This window comes from Stenotrophomonas sp. 24(2023), assembly GCF_030913365.1.
Classification (GTDB): domain Bacteria; phylum Pseudomonadota; class Gammaproteobacteria; order Xanthomonadales; family Xanthomonadaceae; genus Stenotrophomonas.
In genome coordinates this window covers 509,263-525,626 of sequence record NZ_CP133160.1, presented here as the reverse complement: position 1 = coordinate 525,626, position 16,364 = coordinate 509,263, and the positions used below count along the sequence as shown (strand labels likewise).

Annotated in this window: 10 protein-coding genes; 8 read left to right on the top strand and 2 right to left on the bottom strand. The window is 67.8% G+C overall.

The window, feature by feature from the left end; genetic code table 11:
• Positions 1–83: 83 nt before the first annotated feature.
• The 7 genes from Q9R17_RS02410 (at position 84) to Q9R17_RS02380 (ending at position 12,517) form a co-directional block, all read left to right on the top strand.
• Positions 84–2,414 (top strand): phage tail tape measure protein, encoded by a 2,331-nt coding sequence (locus Q9R17_RS02410; protein ID WP_308156864.1) that lies wholly within the window; start codon positions 84–86, stop codon positions 2,412–2,414.
• Positions 2,411–2,764 carry a hypothetical protein gene (locus tag Q9R17_RS02405; RefSeq protein ID WP_308156863.1) on the top strand — a complete coding sequence of 118 codons (354 nt, stop codon included), beginning with the start codon at positions 2,411–2,413 and terminating at the stop codon, positions 2,762–2,764. Before Q9R17_RS02410 ends, Q9R17_RS02405 begins: the two co-directional genes overlap by 4 nt.
• On the top strand, positions 2,761–3,222 hold the full coding sequence (locus Q9R17_RS02400; RefSeq protein ID WP_308156862.1) for a DUF1833 family protein: 462 nt from the start codon (positions 2,761–2,763) through the stop codon (positions 3,220–3,222). The genes Q9R17_RS02405 and Q9R17_RS02400 overlap by 4 nt, the downstream gene beginning before the upstream one ends.
• On the top strand, positions 3,222–3,617 hold the full coding sequence (locus tag Q9R17_RS02395; protein WP_308156861.1) for a peptidoglycan endopeptidase: 396 nt from the start codon (positions 3,222–3,224) through the stop codon (positions 3,615–3,617). Before Q9R17_RS02400 ends, Q9R17_RS02395 begins: the two co-directional genes overlap by 1 nt.
• Complete coding sequence (locus Q9R17_RS02390) at positions 3,608–10,171, top strand: host specificity factor TipJ family phage tail protein (RefSeq protein WP_308156860.1); 6,564 nt, start codon at positions 3,608–3,610, stop codon at positions 10,169–10,171. Before Q9R17_RS02395 ends, Q9R17_RS02390 begins: the two co-directional genes overlap by 10 nt.
• A gap of 142 nt (positions 10,172–10,313) precedes the next feature.
• Positions 10,314–11,675, top strand: a complete 1,362-nt coding sequence (rimO, locus tag Q9R17_RS02385) for a 30S ribosomal protein S12 methylthiotransferase RimO (protein ID WP_308156859.1) — start codon at positions 10,314–10,316, stop codon at positions 11,673–11,675.
• On the top strand, positions 11,672–12,517 hold the full coding sequence (locus Q9R17_RS02380; RefSeq protein WP_308156858.1) for a DUF3025 domain-containing protein: 846 nt from the start codon (positions 11,672–11,674) through the stop codon (positions 12,515–12,517). Before rimO ends, Q9R17_RS02380 begins: the two co-directional genes overlap by 4 nt.
• Positions 12,518–12,539: 22 nt before the next feature.
• Here the strand turns inward: Q9R17_RS02380 and greB are convergent, their stop codons facing one another.
• Both greB and Q9R17_RS02370 read right to left on the bottom strand, forming a co-directional pair.
• Positions 12,540–13,043: a transcription elongation factor GreB gene (gene greB, locus Q9R17_RS02375; RefSeq protein WP_308156857.1), complete on the bottom strand. Its 504-nt coding sequence runs from the start codon at positions 13,041–13,043 to the stop codon at positions 12,540–12,542.
• Positions 13,044–13,127: 84 nt separating this feature from the next.
• Positions 13,128–14,633 carry a helicase HerA-like domain-containing protein gene (locus Q9R17_RS02370; RefSeq protein ID WP_308156856.1) on the bottom strand — a complete coding sequence of 502 codons (1,506 nt, stop codon included), beginning with the start codon at positions 14,631–14,633 and terminating at the stop codon, positions 13,128–13,130.
• Positions 14,634–14,755: 122 nt separating this feature from the next.
• On the opposite strand from Q9R17_RS02370, the gene Q9R17_RS02365 reads away from it, so the two are divergent.
• The gene (locus Q9R17_RS02365; RefSeq protein ID WP_308156855.1) at positions 14,756–16,363 is read left to right on the top strand and encodes a transglycosylase SLT domain-containing protein; all 1,608 of its coding nucleotides are present in this window, start codon (positions 14,756–14,758) and stop codon (positions 16,361–16,363) included.
• The last annotated feature ends 1 nt before the right edge of the window (position 16,364 follow it).

The following is a 16,364-nucleotide window of genomic DNA, read 5'->3' as shown; positions in this document are numbered from 1 at the left end:
GCAGGCAGGCGCCGGGCGGGCAAGGTGCCCGGCGCTCATGAAGGGGCCCTGCGGGGCCCTCCACTTTTTTGGGAGGAACGCGTGTGGCGTCCACTAACCAGATCATTGACGTAACGCTGCGGACCAATTCGGCAGCGTTCCGCGCAGCGATGAACGAGGCCAGCCGGATTGCTGGCCAGAGCCTGCGGATCATACGGCGCGATGCCGACCAGGCCGCCGCATCGCTGGACCGCATGCATGCCTCGGCCCGCCGGGCGCAGGGAGCGTCCGGAAAGGCCGGCGACGGCGGCGCAGCCGAGGGCGGCAGCGCAGGCCTGAAAGGGGATCTCCGGTCCGGCGCCCAGAGCCTGCTCAAATGGGCCGGCGGACCATGGGAAATCGCTGCCGTCAGTATCCGCAAGGTCGGCCAGGCCTACATGGACATGGTGCAGCAGGCCGAGAAGGCACGGGCCGAGTACCGTGAGCAGATCCAGTCGATGAAGGTGATGTCCTTCACGATGGATGAGGTGGGCAAAGGCTTGGCCAACCGCAGCCTGCCGGTCACCGACGGCATCGGCGCGCTGCATGAGCAGCTCAAGACCCTGCGCGAGTACGATGCAAGAGAGAAGGCGCTGCGCGGCTCGATCACCCACTGGCAGGGGCGGATCGAGTACGGCAAGACCTCGGCCCGTGAAGGCAGCGGCCTGAGCGCGGCGGCCGACTATGAGGGCCTGCAGAAGGCCCAGGCGGAGCTGGCCAACTTCGAGAAGCGCGTGACCCCGGTGCGCCAGCAGTTCGCCGAACTGGAAGCGCAGATCAAGAAATCGGTGGACCCGGAGCTCTACCAGAAGATCGTTGCTGCGCTGTACAACGTGGACAATGTGAAGCTGGAGAACGTCCGGGCCCAGATCGGCAGTGTCGGCTGGGCGTCCCTGCAGGCCAGTGCGGCGGTCGATGGCATGATCGCGGGCCTGAAGGCATCGAGCCGGCGCGATGACATCGAGTGGATCCGGCTGACCAAGGGCGAAATGGCCGCCTGGCGCGCCGAGCGCGACGATCAGGTCAACGCCGTCTCGGACGGCCAGGGCGCCTCCAGCGAGCAGCGTGCCCAGATCGAACAGGAGGCCGCGCACAAGCAGATGCACCTGCAGCGCATGGAGCGCTTCCGCCAGCAGCAGCAGGCCCGGCAGCAGGCGATTGAACAGTCGCAGCAGGAAGCTGTCGCGGTTGATGGGCTGGTTGACCGCATCGACAAGCAGACCGCACAGGATCGCATCCAGCTGCAGCTGACCGAGGGCATGACCGCCGCCGAGAAGCTGCGGGTGACCATCCTGGATGAGATCACCCACCGCACGCGTGCGCTCAGCACGGTTGACGAGAAGCGGGTCCGCACCGCCCTGGATGCCGCCGTTGCCCAGGGCAAGGAGACCGCGGCGGCGGAAGCCGCAACGAAGGCGCTGCAGGACCTGCTGCAGCTCAAGCGCGACCTGGCCGTTGCCGCGCAGGCACAGCAGCGTGCCAACGACCAGGACCTGTTCACCATCGGGAACGGTGCGCAAGCCAGCGAACGCATGCGTCGGCGCAGTGCCCTGGATGAGGACCGGGAAAGCCGGAAGCGCGCGCTGGATGACAAGTCGCGCGGGGCGGATGGCACTGTCATTGAGTCGGACAGCTACCGCGACCAGTTGGCGAGGCTGGACGAATTCCATGCGCAGGCGCTGGAGCGTGAAGATGCCTACCAGCAGGCCAAGCAGGCCCGCCAGTCGGACTGGGGGGAGGGGGCCAAGCGGGCATTCGATGACTATGCCGCCGGTGCGGCGAACATGGCCGATCAGAGCGCAGGCCTGTTCACCAACATGTTCTCCGGGATGGAGGAGAGCCTGGTGCGGTTCGCGCAGACCGGGAAGCTCTCCTTCTCCGGGATGGCCAACGCCATCATCGCCGATCTGGCCAGGATCGCGGCCAAGCAGGCCGTGGTCGGGATATTCAAGGCGATCTTCGGCAGTGGGCAGCCCGATGCCGGCGGCAAGGGGTACTCCAGCGGCGGCTATACCGGCCCCGGCGGCAAGTACGAGCCGGCCGGCATCGTGCACAAGGGGGAAGGGGTGCTCAGCCAGGAAGACATGGCGGCACTGGGCGGCCCGTCGGCGTTCTTCGCCCTGCAGGGGGCACTGCGCCGGGGAGAAGGCATCGGCGGGGGCGATGCAGTCACCACCGGCCTGGTCGCGATCGCGCCTTCGGGCGGTGGCGGCATGAATGTGGAAATCAACAACTACGGCGACAACCGGGTGCAGACCCGCGAGGAGCGCCAGCGCATGCCCGATGGCAGCGAAATGCGGCGGCTGGTGATCGACATCGTGGGCGACAGCCTCAACGGTGGCGAGCTGGGTGCCATTGGACGAGCCCGATACGGATGGATGGAGGCAGTGGGATGAGCCGTTGGCCAGAATATGCAGAGATCCGCTTTGCCGACTACAGCGAGGAGATCGTCGCGTCCGAGGAGCGGACCGACATGGAGCGTGGACCGAGCAAGATGCGCGTGATCAACAGCCGGGTGATGAAGAACATCCAGGCATCGGTACAGTTCCGCAGTGCCGCCGATGCCGAAGCGTTCGAAGCCTGGTACCTGCACGATGTGAAGCGGGTGGGGTGGTTCACGATGGCGCACCCACGTACCGGGCAGCCGATCACGGCCCGTTTCCCGCAGGGCATCGGCCGCCTGGTGCCGCTGAACACCCAGTTCCGTTTTTCCAAGCGTGACCTGGTGCTGGAGTACATGCCATGAGCACCTTCAACGAACGTCGCCAGCGCCTGGCCGACACGCAGGGGCCGCTGATGCTGCTGGAGGTGTCCGCGCCCTCGATGCCCGATGTGCTGCGCATCGTCAATGACACGGTCAACTGGACGAGCAACGGCCTGGCGTTCATCGCCGCGCCCTTCGGCTTCCAGCTGCCCGATGATGTCACCGGGCAGGCGCCGCGGGCACAGCTGGTGATCGACAACGTCGGGCGGGCCTTGACCGAAGACCTGGAACGGCTGATGCCCGGGGAAATGCTCACCGCGCGGTTGATGATCACCGACCGTGCCGATCCGGATGTGATCGAGGCCGAGTACGACCTGCCGATGACCCAGGTGTCGGTCAACACGCGCACGGTCAGCGCGCAGTGTGGCGTGGATTTCCTGATGCGCCAGCAGGCCGTGCTGCTGCACGCCAATCCGTTCACCCTGCCCGGGATTTTCTGATGCGGCTGCACGACATCGAGCGGTTGGTGGGCATTCCCTATGAACAGGCCCGGTTCGACTGCGCCGACCTGGTGGTGCTGGCGCAGCGCGAGCTGTTCGGGCGCGAGGTGGACCTGCCGGGCCGGCGGCCCCGCGGCCTGCGCGGGGCGCTCGAACTGGCCGGCCATTCACGCCTGCGCGCGACGCCGCGCGAGGGGCCACCGCACGATGGCGACCTGGTCCTGATGATCGAACGTGGGCACCGCACCCCCGGCCATGCCGGGGTTTTCTTTTTCCTGGCCCATGAGGGCTGGGTCCTGCACAGCAATGAAACGAACGGCTGCAGCGTGCTGCACCGGGTTCGTGACCTGCCCGGATACGGGCTGCGGATAGAGGGATACTACGCATGGAACTGACCCCCCGACCGGTGGCCGATGGCCGCCTCATCATCACCCCGCATCCGGTCCTGCTGGATGGCCAGCGCAACGTGCCGGCCGATCTGCGTCCGGGCGAGAGCCTGTATGCCTTCCTGATGCGCCATGTCGATGGCCTGGATGGCAAGCCCTGGCAGGTTCACGTGGATGGCCAGGACGTGCCGCGCGAGCAGTGGATGCAGATGCAGCCGCGCCATGGCCAGCTGATCGAAGTGCACAGCGTGGTGGGCAAGGCGGCGATCCCGCTGATCGCGATGATCGCGCTGACCTATTTCACGTTCGGCATCGGGACCCTGGCGGCCAGTGGCGCCTGGGGGGCCGGCGCCATCGCAGGGACCTACGGCACGCTCGCCGCGTCGGCGGTCTATGTGGCCGGCAGCGTGCTGATCAACAAGGTGCTGACGCCCAAGCCGCCCAAGCCCGGTGGCGGGGGCGTGGCCGAGACGGCCTATTCGCTGGCGGCACCGCGCAACCGTGTCCGCGCCTACGAGCCGCTCGGGCTGCTGTTCGGCTCGGTGCGTGTCGCACCGGATGTGATCAGTCGCCCGTACACCTGGTATGAGGCCGATGAGCAGTACCTGGCGTTGACCCTGAGCCCGGGCATCAACGTCGGGCGCGTGGAGGCCCTGCAGAACGGCGATGCAGCGCTGTCCAGCTACGAGGGCGTACGCACCTGGTTCCGCGGTTTCCCGCAGATGCCGGAGGAGGCCATTCCGCTGTACAGCAATGCCGATGTGGTCGATGGCGCGCAGCTGCTCGATACCGGCAATGATGCCAAGCATGTTCCCGGCCCCTGGGTGGAGCGCACCAGTTCACCGGACACCCTGCGCCTGCAGGTGAACATCGAATTCCGCCTGTGGGATGTCACCTCCAAGGGCAAGGACAAGGACAACCGCGAACAGGTCCAGATCCAGTACCGTCCCACCGGCAGTACGGCCTGGCAGGTGTTCGGCAACCATGCGGTGGTGGGCCGTACGCAGAAGACCCGGCGGGTGAGCTATGGGCGTGATGTCGAGCCCGGGCAGTACGATGTGCGCGTGCGCGTGGCTGGCCAGAACACCGATGGCAGCGGAGCGCAGGCCAACTTCACCTGGACCAACCTGGTCAGTGTGCAGCGCGATGACGCCAGCCACGCGGGCATTCCGGCGATCGGCCTGCAGATGAAGGCCTCCGGGCAGCTCAACGGCACGCCCGATGAGATCCGCTGCGTGGCCCATTCGCGGCCGGTTCCTGTCTGGAAAGGCGAGGCAGCGGGGTGGGTGGTCGAGGAGACCAGCAACCCGGGCGCGCAGATCCTGGCCTATGCCCGCGGCATCAACGACGAGAACGGCAAGCGCATCGCCGGCCTGGGCATGGCCGATCGCCGCATCGACATCGAAGGCCTGAAGGCGTTCATGCTGCACTGTGCGGACAACGGGTTCAGCTACGACTACTGGCTGACCGAAGTGCGCAGCCACCAGGCCGTGCTCGACGCCATCGCGCTGGCCGGCTTCGGCCAGGTGACCTGGGCCAAGGGCCGCCTCGGCGTTGCCTGGGCGGCGGACGAGCAGCCGCTGTCGGGCGTGGTCAACATGGCCACCATCAAGAAGGGGCAGTTCCAGGTCGACTACACGCTGGCCAATGCGGCCGATGGCATCGAATACAGCTACCTGGATCGCCGCACCTGGACCGCCTCGACCCTGCGCGTACCCGCGCCGGGCGTGGAGGTGATGCTCAACCCGGCCAAGGTCACCGGTGAAGGCGTGACCAGCGAAGCGCACGCGGCCATGCTGGCCCGATGGCACCTGGCGCAGAGTGTCTACCAGTACAAGTCGATCAGCTACAGCACGGACCTGGAGCACTTGGCCTACGCGCGCCTGTCGGTGCTGGCCCTGCAGCATGACCTCACCCAGTGGGGCTTCGGCGGCCGCGTGCAGGGCGCCAGCCGCGATACCGCCGGGGTCACCACGCTGACGCTGGATGAACCGGTGCCGCCACCGGCAGCGGGCAATGCCTTCATCGGCGTGCGCATCCCGGGCGAACGCGTCTACCGCGTACTGCGCGTGCTGGCAGGTACCGAGGCCAGCGACACGCTGGTACTGGCCGACCCCTGGCCAGCCGATGCCCCGATGCCCGGCGACAGCGAGGCCAACCCGGCCCACGACACGATCTGGATCTACGATTTCAAGCAGACCCCGGGTACGCGCGTTCGCGTCACCGGCATCCGCCCGGAAGCCGACCTGAAGGGGGCGGCAGTGGATGTGGTGCAGGAAGGGCCCGAGTTCTGGCACTACGTGCGCACCGGGCAGTATGTACCGCCCTCCCATGCCTCTTCCCTGCAGACCCGGCCGGTGGCCAGCAACCTTAAGGTGGTCGAGCGCCAGGTCAGCCTGGGGGGCAGCCTGCGCACCGAGCTGCAGGCGAGCTTCGACATCAGTGGTCCGGTCGGTGACATCCACGTGCTGTCCGACCCGGACGGCAACGCTGCGCTGGAGGAGGTGGCACGCACGATCACCCGCAGCGCCAGCTGGTCCATTCCCGGAGCGGGTACCTACCCGGTGGTCGTGCGGCCCTACAGCCCGGACGGGCGTGCCGGCGTTGCCGTGTCCCTGCAGTACACCACGCAGGGCGCGGATGCGCCCCCGGTTCTGGTGGATCTGTTCGACGTGGAGGAACTCAGTGGGGGTGTGCGCCGCTACCTGTGGGGGTTCCTCAGCGATACCGTGCAGTCCCCGGACTTCGCCGGCGTGGAGATCCGGTATGTGGCCGGCGTGGCCACGGCCCTGGTCTGGGACGAGATGACCCCGCTGGGGGAATCGGGTTACCACGCTGCAGCGTTTGAATCGATGCTGCCGGCGGCAGGGCCCTGGACGTTCGCCTGCCGCTCGCGCAACACCAGCGGCGTGCTGTCCACGGGGATGCGGGTCGTGCGCGCGACGCTGCAGCCCAACCTGGGCGAGGTGATCGGCGGCATCCAGACCGGGCAGGCACAGCAGGCCCGGAACCTGGAAAAGGAAATCAGCGACCGCATCGATGCGGGGCTGGCCGAAGCCGCAGCCCGTGCCGGTGGGCTGGCGCAGGCCGCCCGCGAGCTGGCGGCCGAGGCCAGCGCCCGGGCGCAGGCGGATGGTGAGTCCATGCAGGCCATCGCTGCAGAGAGCACCGCGCGCGTGGCCGGTCTGCTGAACGAGAAGCGCGAGCGCGAGGCGGCGGTTTCCCAGGAGCAGCAGACCCGCCAGAGCGATGTGGAATCGCTGGCGCGGGCCCTGTCGGAGGTGGCCGCCGGCAGCGGCACGCAGTTCGACAGCCGCCTGATCTGGTACTTCGACCAGGCGGTCGAGGGCTGGACCGGCAACGGCGCGCCGACCGTGGTGGATGGCTGGTTGCGGCCGGCCAACGTCGCGGCGTCACCGTGGGTGCAGTCGCCAGCGGGGCTGGCCGTGGATGGCAGTGCCCATCGTTTCGTGAAGCTGCGGGTGAAGCGCGTGGGTACGCCGGTGTGGGCCGGCACGCTGCAGTGGATCACCACGGCTGACCGCACCTGGAACGGGCAGAAGCAGGTGGCGATGGCCGAGCCGGCGTGGGATGCCCATGGCGTGGCGATCATGGATGTGCAGGATGTGCCGTGGTGGCCCGGCGTGGTGGATGCGATCCGTGTGCAGCTGGGCGCAACGCAGTCGGCAACCCATGGCTTCCTGCTGGACTGGGTTGCCGTGGGCCGGCCGACACCGGGGGCCAGCGTGGCGCTGGTGCAGCAGGAAGCCCAGGCCAGGATCGCCGCCGATGCCGCCGAAGCCAGCCAGCGCAGCACGCTGGCAGTGCAGATGCGGGGCCAGTACAGCGGCACCGACCTGGCGCAGGTGACCACCGGGTTCATTGCCGACGAGCGTACCGCGCGCGTGGCCAGCGACAGTGCCCAGGTCGGACGCATCAGTGCCATGGAAGCACGCCTGCCGGCCGGCAACGGCCAGGTGGCCACGGCGGCCAGCGTGACCGCCGAGCAGCAGGCACGGGTGGCCGGCGACCAGGCCAACGCCAGCGACATCACCGCGCTGCGGACCCGGGTCGATGGCAAGGCCGATGCCAGCGCGCTGCAATCGTTGACCACGCGGGTGGACACGGCGGAAGGAAAGGTCGATGCGCAGGGGCAGCAGCTCACCCAGCTGGGCAACCGGGTGGGGGCGGTGGAAGGCCAGAATGGCGCCAATACCACAGCGATCAGCGGGCTTGCATCACGTGTCAGCAGTGCCGAGGGCAGGCTCGAGGCGCAGACTTCCCAGGTCACCCAGCTTGAATCCAGTGTCCGGGTCCTGCAGAACGGGGGCGACAGCCTGTTCCCGCTCGGCACATTCGAGCAGGGCGAAAATGGCGCGAACGTCGTCCCGCTGCAGGCCGGAGGCAACCGGTTCCAGTTCCAGACCGCTTCTGCCCGGACGGGTCGCCTGGGCATGCTGATCAGCACCGTGGTCGGCACGACGTCGAACGCGGACTGCTACATCGGTGACTACATTCCCTGCGGCCAGAACCGGCGGATCTATGTCGAGTACTACCTGCGTCTGCGTGCAGACAGCCCGGATGCGCCCGGCGGGCAGATCGGCGTTGGCCTGAACCTGGTGATTGCCGATGGCAGCCAGGCCTGGCCGCGGTTGTTCACCAACCTGGCCAGCCTCAACGGCAGCAAAGGCCAGTGGACGAAAGTCAGCGGTTACCTGGACACGACCACGACGTCCCAGCGCTACCGGCTGATGGTGGGCATTCCGCAGCTGAACCGCCCCAACGGTGTGCTGCTGGATATCGACGACATCAGGATGGTCGATGTCACCGATGCCTACAAAGCCCAGCAGTCCGCTGATGCGGCGACAACGGCTGTTTCCGGCCTGACCTCGCGGGTGACCGTCACCGAGGGCCTGGTGAGCGCACAGGGGCAGCAGCTGACGTCCCTGGCGTCATCGATGGGCAACATCGGCGGTGACAACCTGCTGCCCAACAGCAGCTTCGACGTGCGGGGCAGCGAAACCGGGCTGCCGACGGGCTGGGTCGACCTGGTCCAGAACATCACGGCGCTGGGACGCAGCTATGTGGCCAGTCCGCTGCCCGGCTCGGCGGTGGCCTATCGCGTGGTCGCGCAGGCGACGGCAGCGGCCAATGCCTACGTCGGGCTGGACTGCAACACCACAGCATCACGGCCCAAGGCCGTGCCCGGCCAGCGTTATACCTCCTCCGTGTTCGCGCGGGGGTTCGTGGGGTTGAACCTGCAATGCTTCATCATCTACCTGGATGCGACAGGCGCAACGCTGGCGAACAACACGCAGAACATCGTCATGACCGAGACGTTCCAGCGCTGTGTGTTCACCGCGCCTGCCGCACCGGCAGGCACCACCCAGGCACGGGTTGCCTGGCGTCTGGGTGCGACGGCGGCCGGGCAGAACCTGTGGCTGGAACTGGACAACGCGATGTTCCAGCAGGGTGAAACGGCCACGCAGTGGATGCCCGGTGGCGTGGAAACGGCGGCGGCCACCAACGCCAATGCAGCGGCCATCGCCGGACTGACCACCACCGTCACCCAGCAGGGCAGCCGGTTGGATGCCGCGGCGCAGGACCTGACCAACCTGAAATCCCAGATAGGCAGCGTGTCGGCCACCGGCTTCAACCAGCTGCAGACGCAGGTGACCCAGCAGGGGGGGCAGATCAGCGCCCAGGCCTCACAGCTCAGTGGCCTGCAGTCGCAGATCGGTGGCAAGGCCGAAGCCGCTGTTGTCCAGCAGATGCAGGCACTGGTCAGAAACCTGGGCGAGTCCGGCAACCTGTTGATGAACGCCACCTTCCCGCTCTGGCAACGTACCGGCTGGGGATGGGGCTACAACCTGGGGTGGCATGAACTCGGCAACCCGACCGGTGACAACAGCTGGCGTCCGGTTGGCGTGTTCGGCATCGGTTCGGTGCGGCCGGGCAGGCCGGCCAGCAGCGAAATCTCCTGGTTCGGCACGGAATACGACATCGCCGTGGAGCAGGGCAGAACCTACTGCGCCTCGGGGAGCGTCAACGCCCATCGCTGCGATCTGCTGGTCGAGATCACCTGGGTCAATGCTGCCGGCGGGGCCATTGCCGTGGCCCAGTCGCCCTGGGTGATCAACCCGAACATCGGCTCGGTACCTACGCTGGCGAACCTGCCGCGCCCGTTCGTGATCGCCAAGGCGCCCTCCGGTGCGGTATCGGCCCGCTACCGCGTGCTCGTGCGTGGCCGGGGGGAGGATACCCCGTACCTGTGGCTGTTCCGTCCCATGTTCAGCCGCGTGGCCGACGATGCGACCCAGCCACCGGCATGGTCGGCGGGGGGAACGGAGGCCTCGGCATCCTGGGCGGTCAATGTCCGTGCGGACGGCCGGATCGGTGGCGTCCAGCTGGCAAGCAACGGCCAGACCTCCGCGTTCGATGTGGTGTCGGACATGTTCAGGGTGTCGGCGCCCAATGGCGGCCAGCGCACCGAATACAGCGATGGCAACTGGCGTGTCTACGACAGCAACGGCGTGATGCGGGTGCGCATGGGCGTGTGGTGACCGACTGCCGGTGGTTGCGGTGGAGCCCCCCGATTCAGGGCTCCACCGTCAACCCCGGTATACTGGCGCCCTTTCAGGCCCCGGCCCCCAGGCGCCCCTGTCATTCCGGCAGGGTCCCAGGCCCCCAGAGTCCCGCGATTCCATGTCCCAGCTGAACCCCAAAGTCGGCTTCGTCAGCCTTGGCTGCCCGAAGGCCCTCGTCGATTCCGAGCGCATCCTCACCCAGCTGCGGGCCGAGGGGTACGACATCGTCCCGTCCTACGATTCGGCCGATGTGGTGGTGGTCAACACCTGCGGCTTCATCGATTCGGCGGTGACCGAATCGCTCGATGCCATCGGCGAGGCGATGAACGAGAACGGCAAGGTCATCGTCACCGGCTGCCTGGGCAAGCGCCCGGAACAGATCCGCGAGGCCTACCCGGACGTGCTGGCCGTGTCCGGCCCGCAGGACTACCAGAGCGTGATGGAAGCGGTGCACGCCGCGCTGCCGCCCAAGCATGACCCGTTCGTGGACCTGGTGCCGGACTACGGCATCAAGCTGACCCCGCGCCACTATGCCTACCTGAAGATTTCCGAAGGCTGCAACCACAAGTGCAGTTTCTGCATCATCCCCTCGATGCGCGGCAAGCTGGTCTCGCGCCCGGTGGATGAGGTGCTGCGCGAAGCCGAGCGCCTGGTGCGCGGCGGCGTGCGCGAGCTGCTGGTGGTCTCGCAGGACACCTCCGCCTACGGCGTGGACGTGAAGTATGCCGAGCGCATGTGGCGCGACAAGGCCTACCAGACCCGCATGAAGGCGCTGTGCGAAGGCCTGTCCGAGCTCGATGCCTGGGTGCGCATGCACTACGTCTACCCGTACCCGCACGTGGACGAGGTGGTGCCGCTGATGGCCGAGAACCGCATCCTGCCGTACCTGGACATTCCGTTCCAGCACGCCAGCCCGCGCATCCTGCGCCTGATGAAGCGCCCCGGCGCGGTCGAAAAGACCCTGGAACGCGTGCAGAACTGGCGCCGCATCGCGCCGGACATCACCGTGCGTTCGACCTTCATCGTCGGCTTCCCGGGCGAGACCGAGGCCGAGTTCGAGGAACTGCTGTCGTTCCTGGATGAAGCGCAGCTGGACCGCGTGGGTGCGTTCGCCTACTCGCCGGTCGAGGGCGCCACCGCCAACGACCTGCCCGATGCGGTGCCGGAAGAAGTGAAGCAGGAGCGCCTGGCGCGCTTCATGGAAAAGCAGGCGCAGATTTCCGCGGCACGCCTGGAGGCGAAGATCGGCACGGTGCAGCAGTGCCTGGTCGATGCCATCGAAGGTGACATCGCCGTGGCGCGTTCCAAGGCTGATGCGCCGGAAATCGATGGCCTGGTGCACATCCAGAATGCGGACCAGGTGAAGCTGCGCGTGGGCGAGTTCGTCGACGTGGAGATCACCGAGAGCGACGAGCACGACCTGTACGGCGACGCGCTGGGCAGTGCCACGCGCCCGGCCTTCGACCTCAAGGTGCTGTGACCGCTGCGGCTGCCACCGCTGCCGGTGGCGGCCGTCGCCGTTTCGAGCCGCCCGCGCGTGACGCCGTGGCGGCCGATTGTTTCGATCATCCGTTGTTTGCCGGAATGGCGGCGTTCGGCGACCTGCTGCAGGCCGCGGTCTGGCCATCGGTGCGTTCACTGGATGCGCGGCTGGCGCTGCCGGGCAAGACGCTGGTGGCGCAGGACGCGGCCTTGCTGGCCGATGGCCTGCACTACGAGGCCCGCATCGCGCAGGGGCGCATCGCCACCCGCGCCGGCAACTGGCACGACCTGTTCAATGCGCTGGTGTGGGCACGTTACCCGCAGCTTAAAGTGGCGCTCAATGCCGCCCAGTGCCGGCACATGGCGACCGTGCCGTCCGGCCAGCGCAACCGCGCGCAGGCGGCCCTGACCCAGTTCGACGAAACCGGGGTGGTCGTGCGTGTGCGTGATCCGCTTGTGCTGGCTGCGTGGGATGCGCATGACTGGGCGGCGTTGTTCGCACCTGCGTGGTGGCAGAGCGGGAGCATCGCCATCGCCGCCGTGTTCGGCCATGCGTTGATGGAGCAGGCGTTGCTGCCGGGGCGCCTGCTGGTGGGCAAATGCGTGGTGGTGCAGGGGGATGAGCGCGCGGCCTGCATCGAGGTGGTTGCCAATGCCATCGACGCGGGCACGGTGCTGGATGATCCCCTGCAACTGCGGCCGCTGCCATTGGCGGGTGTTCCCGGCTGGCATGACGTGCAGGATGTCGCCTTCTACGGCAATGCCGACTACTTCCGCCCGCTGCGCGAGGGCCGCCGCTACCCACCGCCGTTGCACACCGCCGGCAGTGTCGACGGTTAGCCGACCGCCTTTCGTTCCGGCGTTACGCCGCGTAGTCCACGCCGATCACCGCGAAGGTGAAGTGCCCGCCGGGCAGCGCCACCGAAAACTCATCGTCGACGCGCTTCTTCAGCAACGCCCGCGCCAGCGGCGAATCGATGCTGATGCAGCCGGTGCCTGCGTCGGTCTCGTCCGGCCCGACGATGCGGTAGCGGCTGGTCTCGCCCGTGTCCACGTTTTCCAGTTCCACCCAGGCGCCGAAGAATACCGCCTGCGGATCGGTCGGCCGGGTATCGACCACCCGCAGTGCCTCCAGGCGCTTGGTCAGGTAGCGCACGCGGCGGTCGATCTCGCCCAGCTGCTTCTTGCGGTAGGTGTACTCGGCGTTCTCCGAACGGTCGCCCTCGGCGGCCGCCGCCGCCAGTGCCTTCACCACCTCGGGGCGGCGCACGCGCCACAGCTCATCCAGTTCGGCTTTCAGCCGGGCATGGCCGGCGGCGGTGATCAGGGCGGTGCTCTTTTCTGCAGGGGGACGCCAACGGGACATGCGGTACGGCTTCTTTCCAGGAGTGCGAGGGGGGCGGGCGGGGCCGTTCCGCTTCGGAAAGCCCCGCCCGGTAAAGGAACGGGTTCAGCGCTTCCCGCCGAAGATGCCGCCCAGGATGCCGCGCACGATCTGGTTGCCCAGCTTGGTACCGACCGTGCGCGTGGTCTGCTTGGCCATGGTCTCGATCATGCCCTGGCGGCGCCGGGTGCCGAAGATGGTGTCCTTGATGGCCTGGCCGAAGCCCCCCTCCTGCGCGTCATCCTGCTGGCGGGTCCGCGCTGCCGGTGCCTGTGCCTGCGCGGTGGCCTTCTCCGCACGTGCGGCCAGCAGTTCAGCGGCCGATTCACGGTTGATCGCCGTGTCGTAGCGGCTGCCGACCGGGCTGCCCGCCCGCACCTGTGCGCGTTCGGCCTCGGTGATCGCTCCCATCCGGCAACGCGGCGGGGCGATCAGCGTCTGCTGCACCGGCATCGGGATGCCCTTGTCCTGCAGGGTGGAGACCAGTGCTTCACCGGTGCCGAGCTGGGCCAGCACCTTGGCCACGTCCAGTTTCGGATTCGGCACGAAGGTTTCCGCTGCGGTCTTCACCGCCTTCTGGTCGCGCGGGGTGAAGGCGCGCAGCGCATGCTGCACGCGGTTGCCGAGCTGGCCCAGGATGTTGGCCGGCACGTCGTCGGGGAACTGCGAGCAGAAGTACACGCCCACGCCCTTGGAGCGGATCAGCCGCACCACCTGCTCGATGCGTTGCACCAGTGCCGGCGGCGCATCGTTGAACAGCAGGTGCGCTTCATCGAAGATGAACACCAGCTTGGGCTTGTCCAGGTCGCCTACCTCCGGCAGCGTCTCGAACAGCTCCGACAGCAGCCACAGCAGGAAGGTGGAATACAGCTTGGGCTTGAGCACCAGCTGGTCGGCGGCCAGGATGCCGATCACCCCGCGGCCGTCGTGGTTGACCCGCATGATGTCGGCCAGTTCCAGTGCCGGTTCGCCGAAGAACTGCTCGCCGCCGTCCTGGGCCAGGCGCAGCACCGCGCGCTGGATCGCCGCAATGGAGGGCGCGCTGACCAGGCCGTATTCGGTGGAAACATCCTTGCGCTCCTCGGCGACCAGGCCGAGCAGGGCACGCAGGTCGTCCATGTCCAGCAGCAGCAGGCCACGGTCGTCGGCCAGCTTGAACACGATGTCCAGCACGCCGGCCTGGGTGTCGTTGAGCTCCAGGATGCGGGCCAGCAGGGTCGGGCCCATTTCGCTGATGGTGGTGCGTACCGGGTGGCCCAGCTTGCCGTACAGGTCCCAGAACACCGCCGGGCTGGCCGCCGGGCCGTAGTCGGTCACGCCGATCTGCGCCGCGCGCTGCAGCAGCGCGTCTCCGCCGCTGCCGGGCACCGCCAGGCCGGATACATCGCCCTTCACGTCGGCCAGGAACACCGGCACGCCGATCCGTGAAAACCCTTCGGCCAGCGTCATCAGGGTCACGGTCTTGCCGGTACCGGTGGCGCCGGCCACCAGGCCGTGGCGGTTGCCCAGCCGCGGCTGCAGGGTCACGGGGATATCGTCGGTGGTGCCTTTGCCGAGCAGAATCGGATCCATGGTCCAGCCCTTGTAGTGAATACGCACAATGTTAACCGGGGCAGCCGGCCGGCCTGGTGCGGGTTGCCCGGACCTTGGCCGCGCCGCTACTCTGCCTGCCTGTCTCGCACACAGTGCCAAAAATGCCCGTTCCTGTCCTGCTTTCCCGCACCTGGCCGCTGCTGGCCCTTGCCAGCCTGGTTTCCATCTCCCCCGAGGCGCACGCCCAGCGGGTCTCGGCGCGGGACAAGGCCAAGGTCGATGTGCTGCAGCAGCGCATGGCGGCTGCCGAGAAGCGCTACACCAACGCGCTGGTGCTGGTGGGCAATGCCGACCCCAAGGGCAGCAACGAAGCCGACGCCGCACTGGAAGACATGGAAGATGTCATCAGTGAGTGCGTGAAGCAGAAGGGCTGCCAGATGGGTGACATGCTGGCCACCTACAAGCGCCTGCTCAAGCACGACGCGGACGCGGTGGCCGATGATGCCCAGGCCGACGACGAAGGCGATCGCCTGGAGGCCGACCCGGACCATGTCGGCCCGCTGGCCGCCGATGTGCCCGAGGCGGCCCGTGCGGCCGCCCTGCTCAACGACAAGCGCCATGCCTTTGACACCATGGTCGAGTACAACCCGGCCATCCAGGCCGGCATCCGCCGCTGGCTGACCGACATGCGCCCGGCGCTGCTGACCAGCTATGAGAACTACCAGAACCTGCGTGCGGTGATGTGGCCGGAATGGGAAAAGCGCGGCCTGCCCGAAGCCTTGCTGTTCGGCATCATGGCCAAGGAATCCAACGGCCGCGTGCATGCATCCTCACGCGCCGGTGCGGCCGGGCTCATGCAGTTCATGCCCGCCACCGGGCGCCGTTTCGGCCTGGGGCCGGATGGCACCGGCTTCGACACCCGGTTCGACGCGCGCAGTGCCGCCGAGGCCAGTGCGACCTATCTCAACGAACGCATGCGTGAACTGAACAACAGCGTGGAACTCTCGCTGGCCGGCTACAACGGCGGAGAGGGACGGGCGGCGCGGGTGGCGCGTGAAAACCCGGGGCAGAGCTTCTGGATCGACCGGGTCTACAACCAGTTCCCCGGCGAGACCAAGGACTATGTGCCCATGGTGATCGCCGCCGCGTGGATCTTCCTGCACCCGCAGCAGTACGGCGTGGAATTCCCGAAGATCAGCGCGCAGCCGGCGACCCTGCGCCTGGCCCGCTCCACCACCATCTATGAACTGACCATCTGCCTGGGCAGCCATGGCACGCGTGATGGCTACATGCGTGCACTGCGCAACCTCAATCCCCGCTACGAGGCCGATGGGTGGATCCCCGCCGGTACGCTCATCAATGCGACCACGCGCATCGCCAGCCTGTACGCGCGCAACTGTGTCAGCGGCCCGCGTGCGGACCTGGCGCGGGCGCTGATCACCGCCGACCTCAATGCGGCCATCGTCCGCCCCGGCGCGGTGGCCTACACCGGCAGCGTGGCGGTGGGGGGCGTGGTACCGGTGGCAGCGGCGGCCGAGGGCGATGAGATCGCGGCCACTCCCACCGCCCCGGTGGCGGCACCGAAGCCGCCGGCCAAGGGCAAGCCCAAGGTGCGCACCTACAAGGTGGGCAAAGGCGATACGCTGGGCCGCATCGCCGCCCGTTTCCAGTGCGACGTGCCGGCCCTGGCCCGCGCCAATGGTCTGAAGGCGCCGGCTTACAGCCTGCGCCCGGGGCAGACCCTGAAGCTCCAGGGCTGCGACAAGTAAC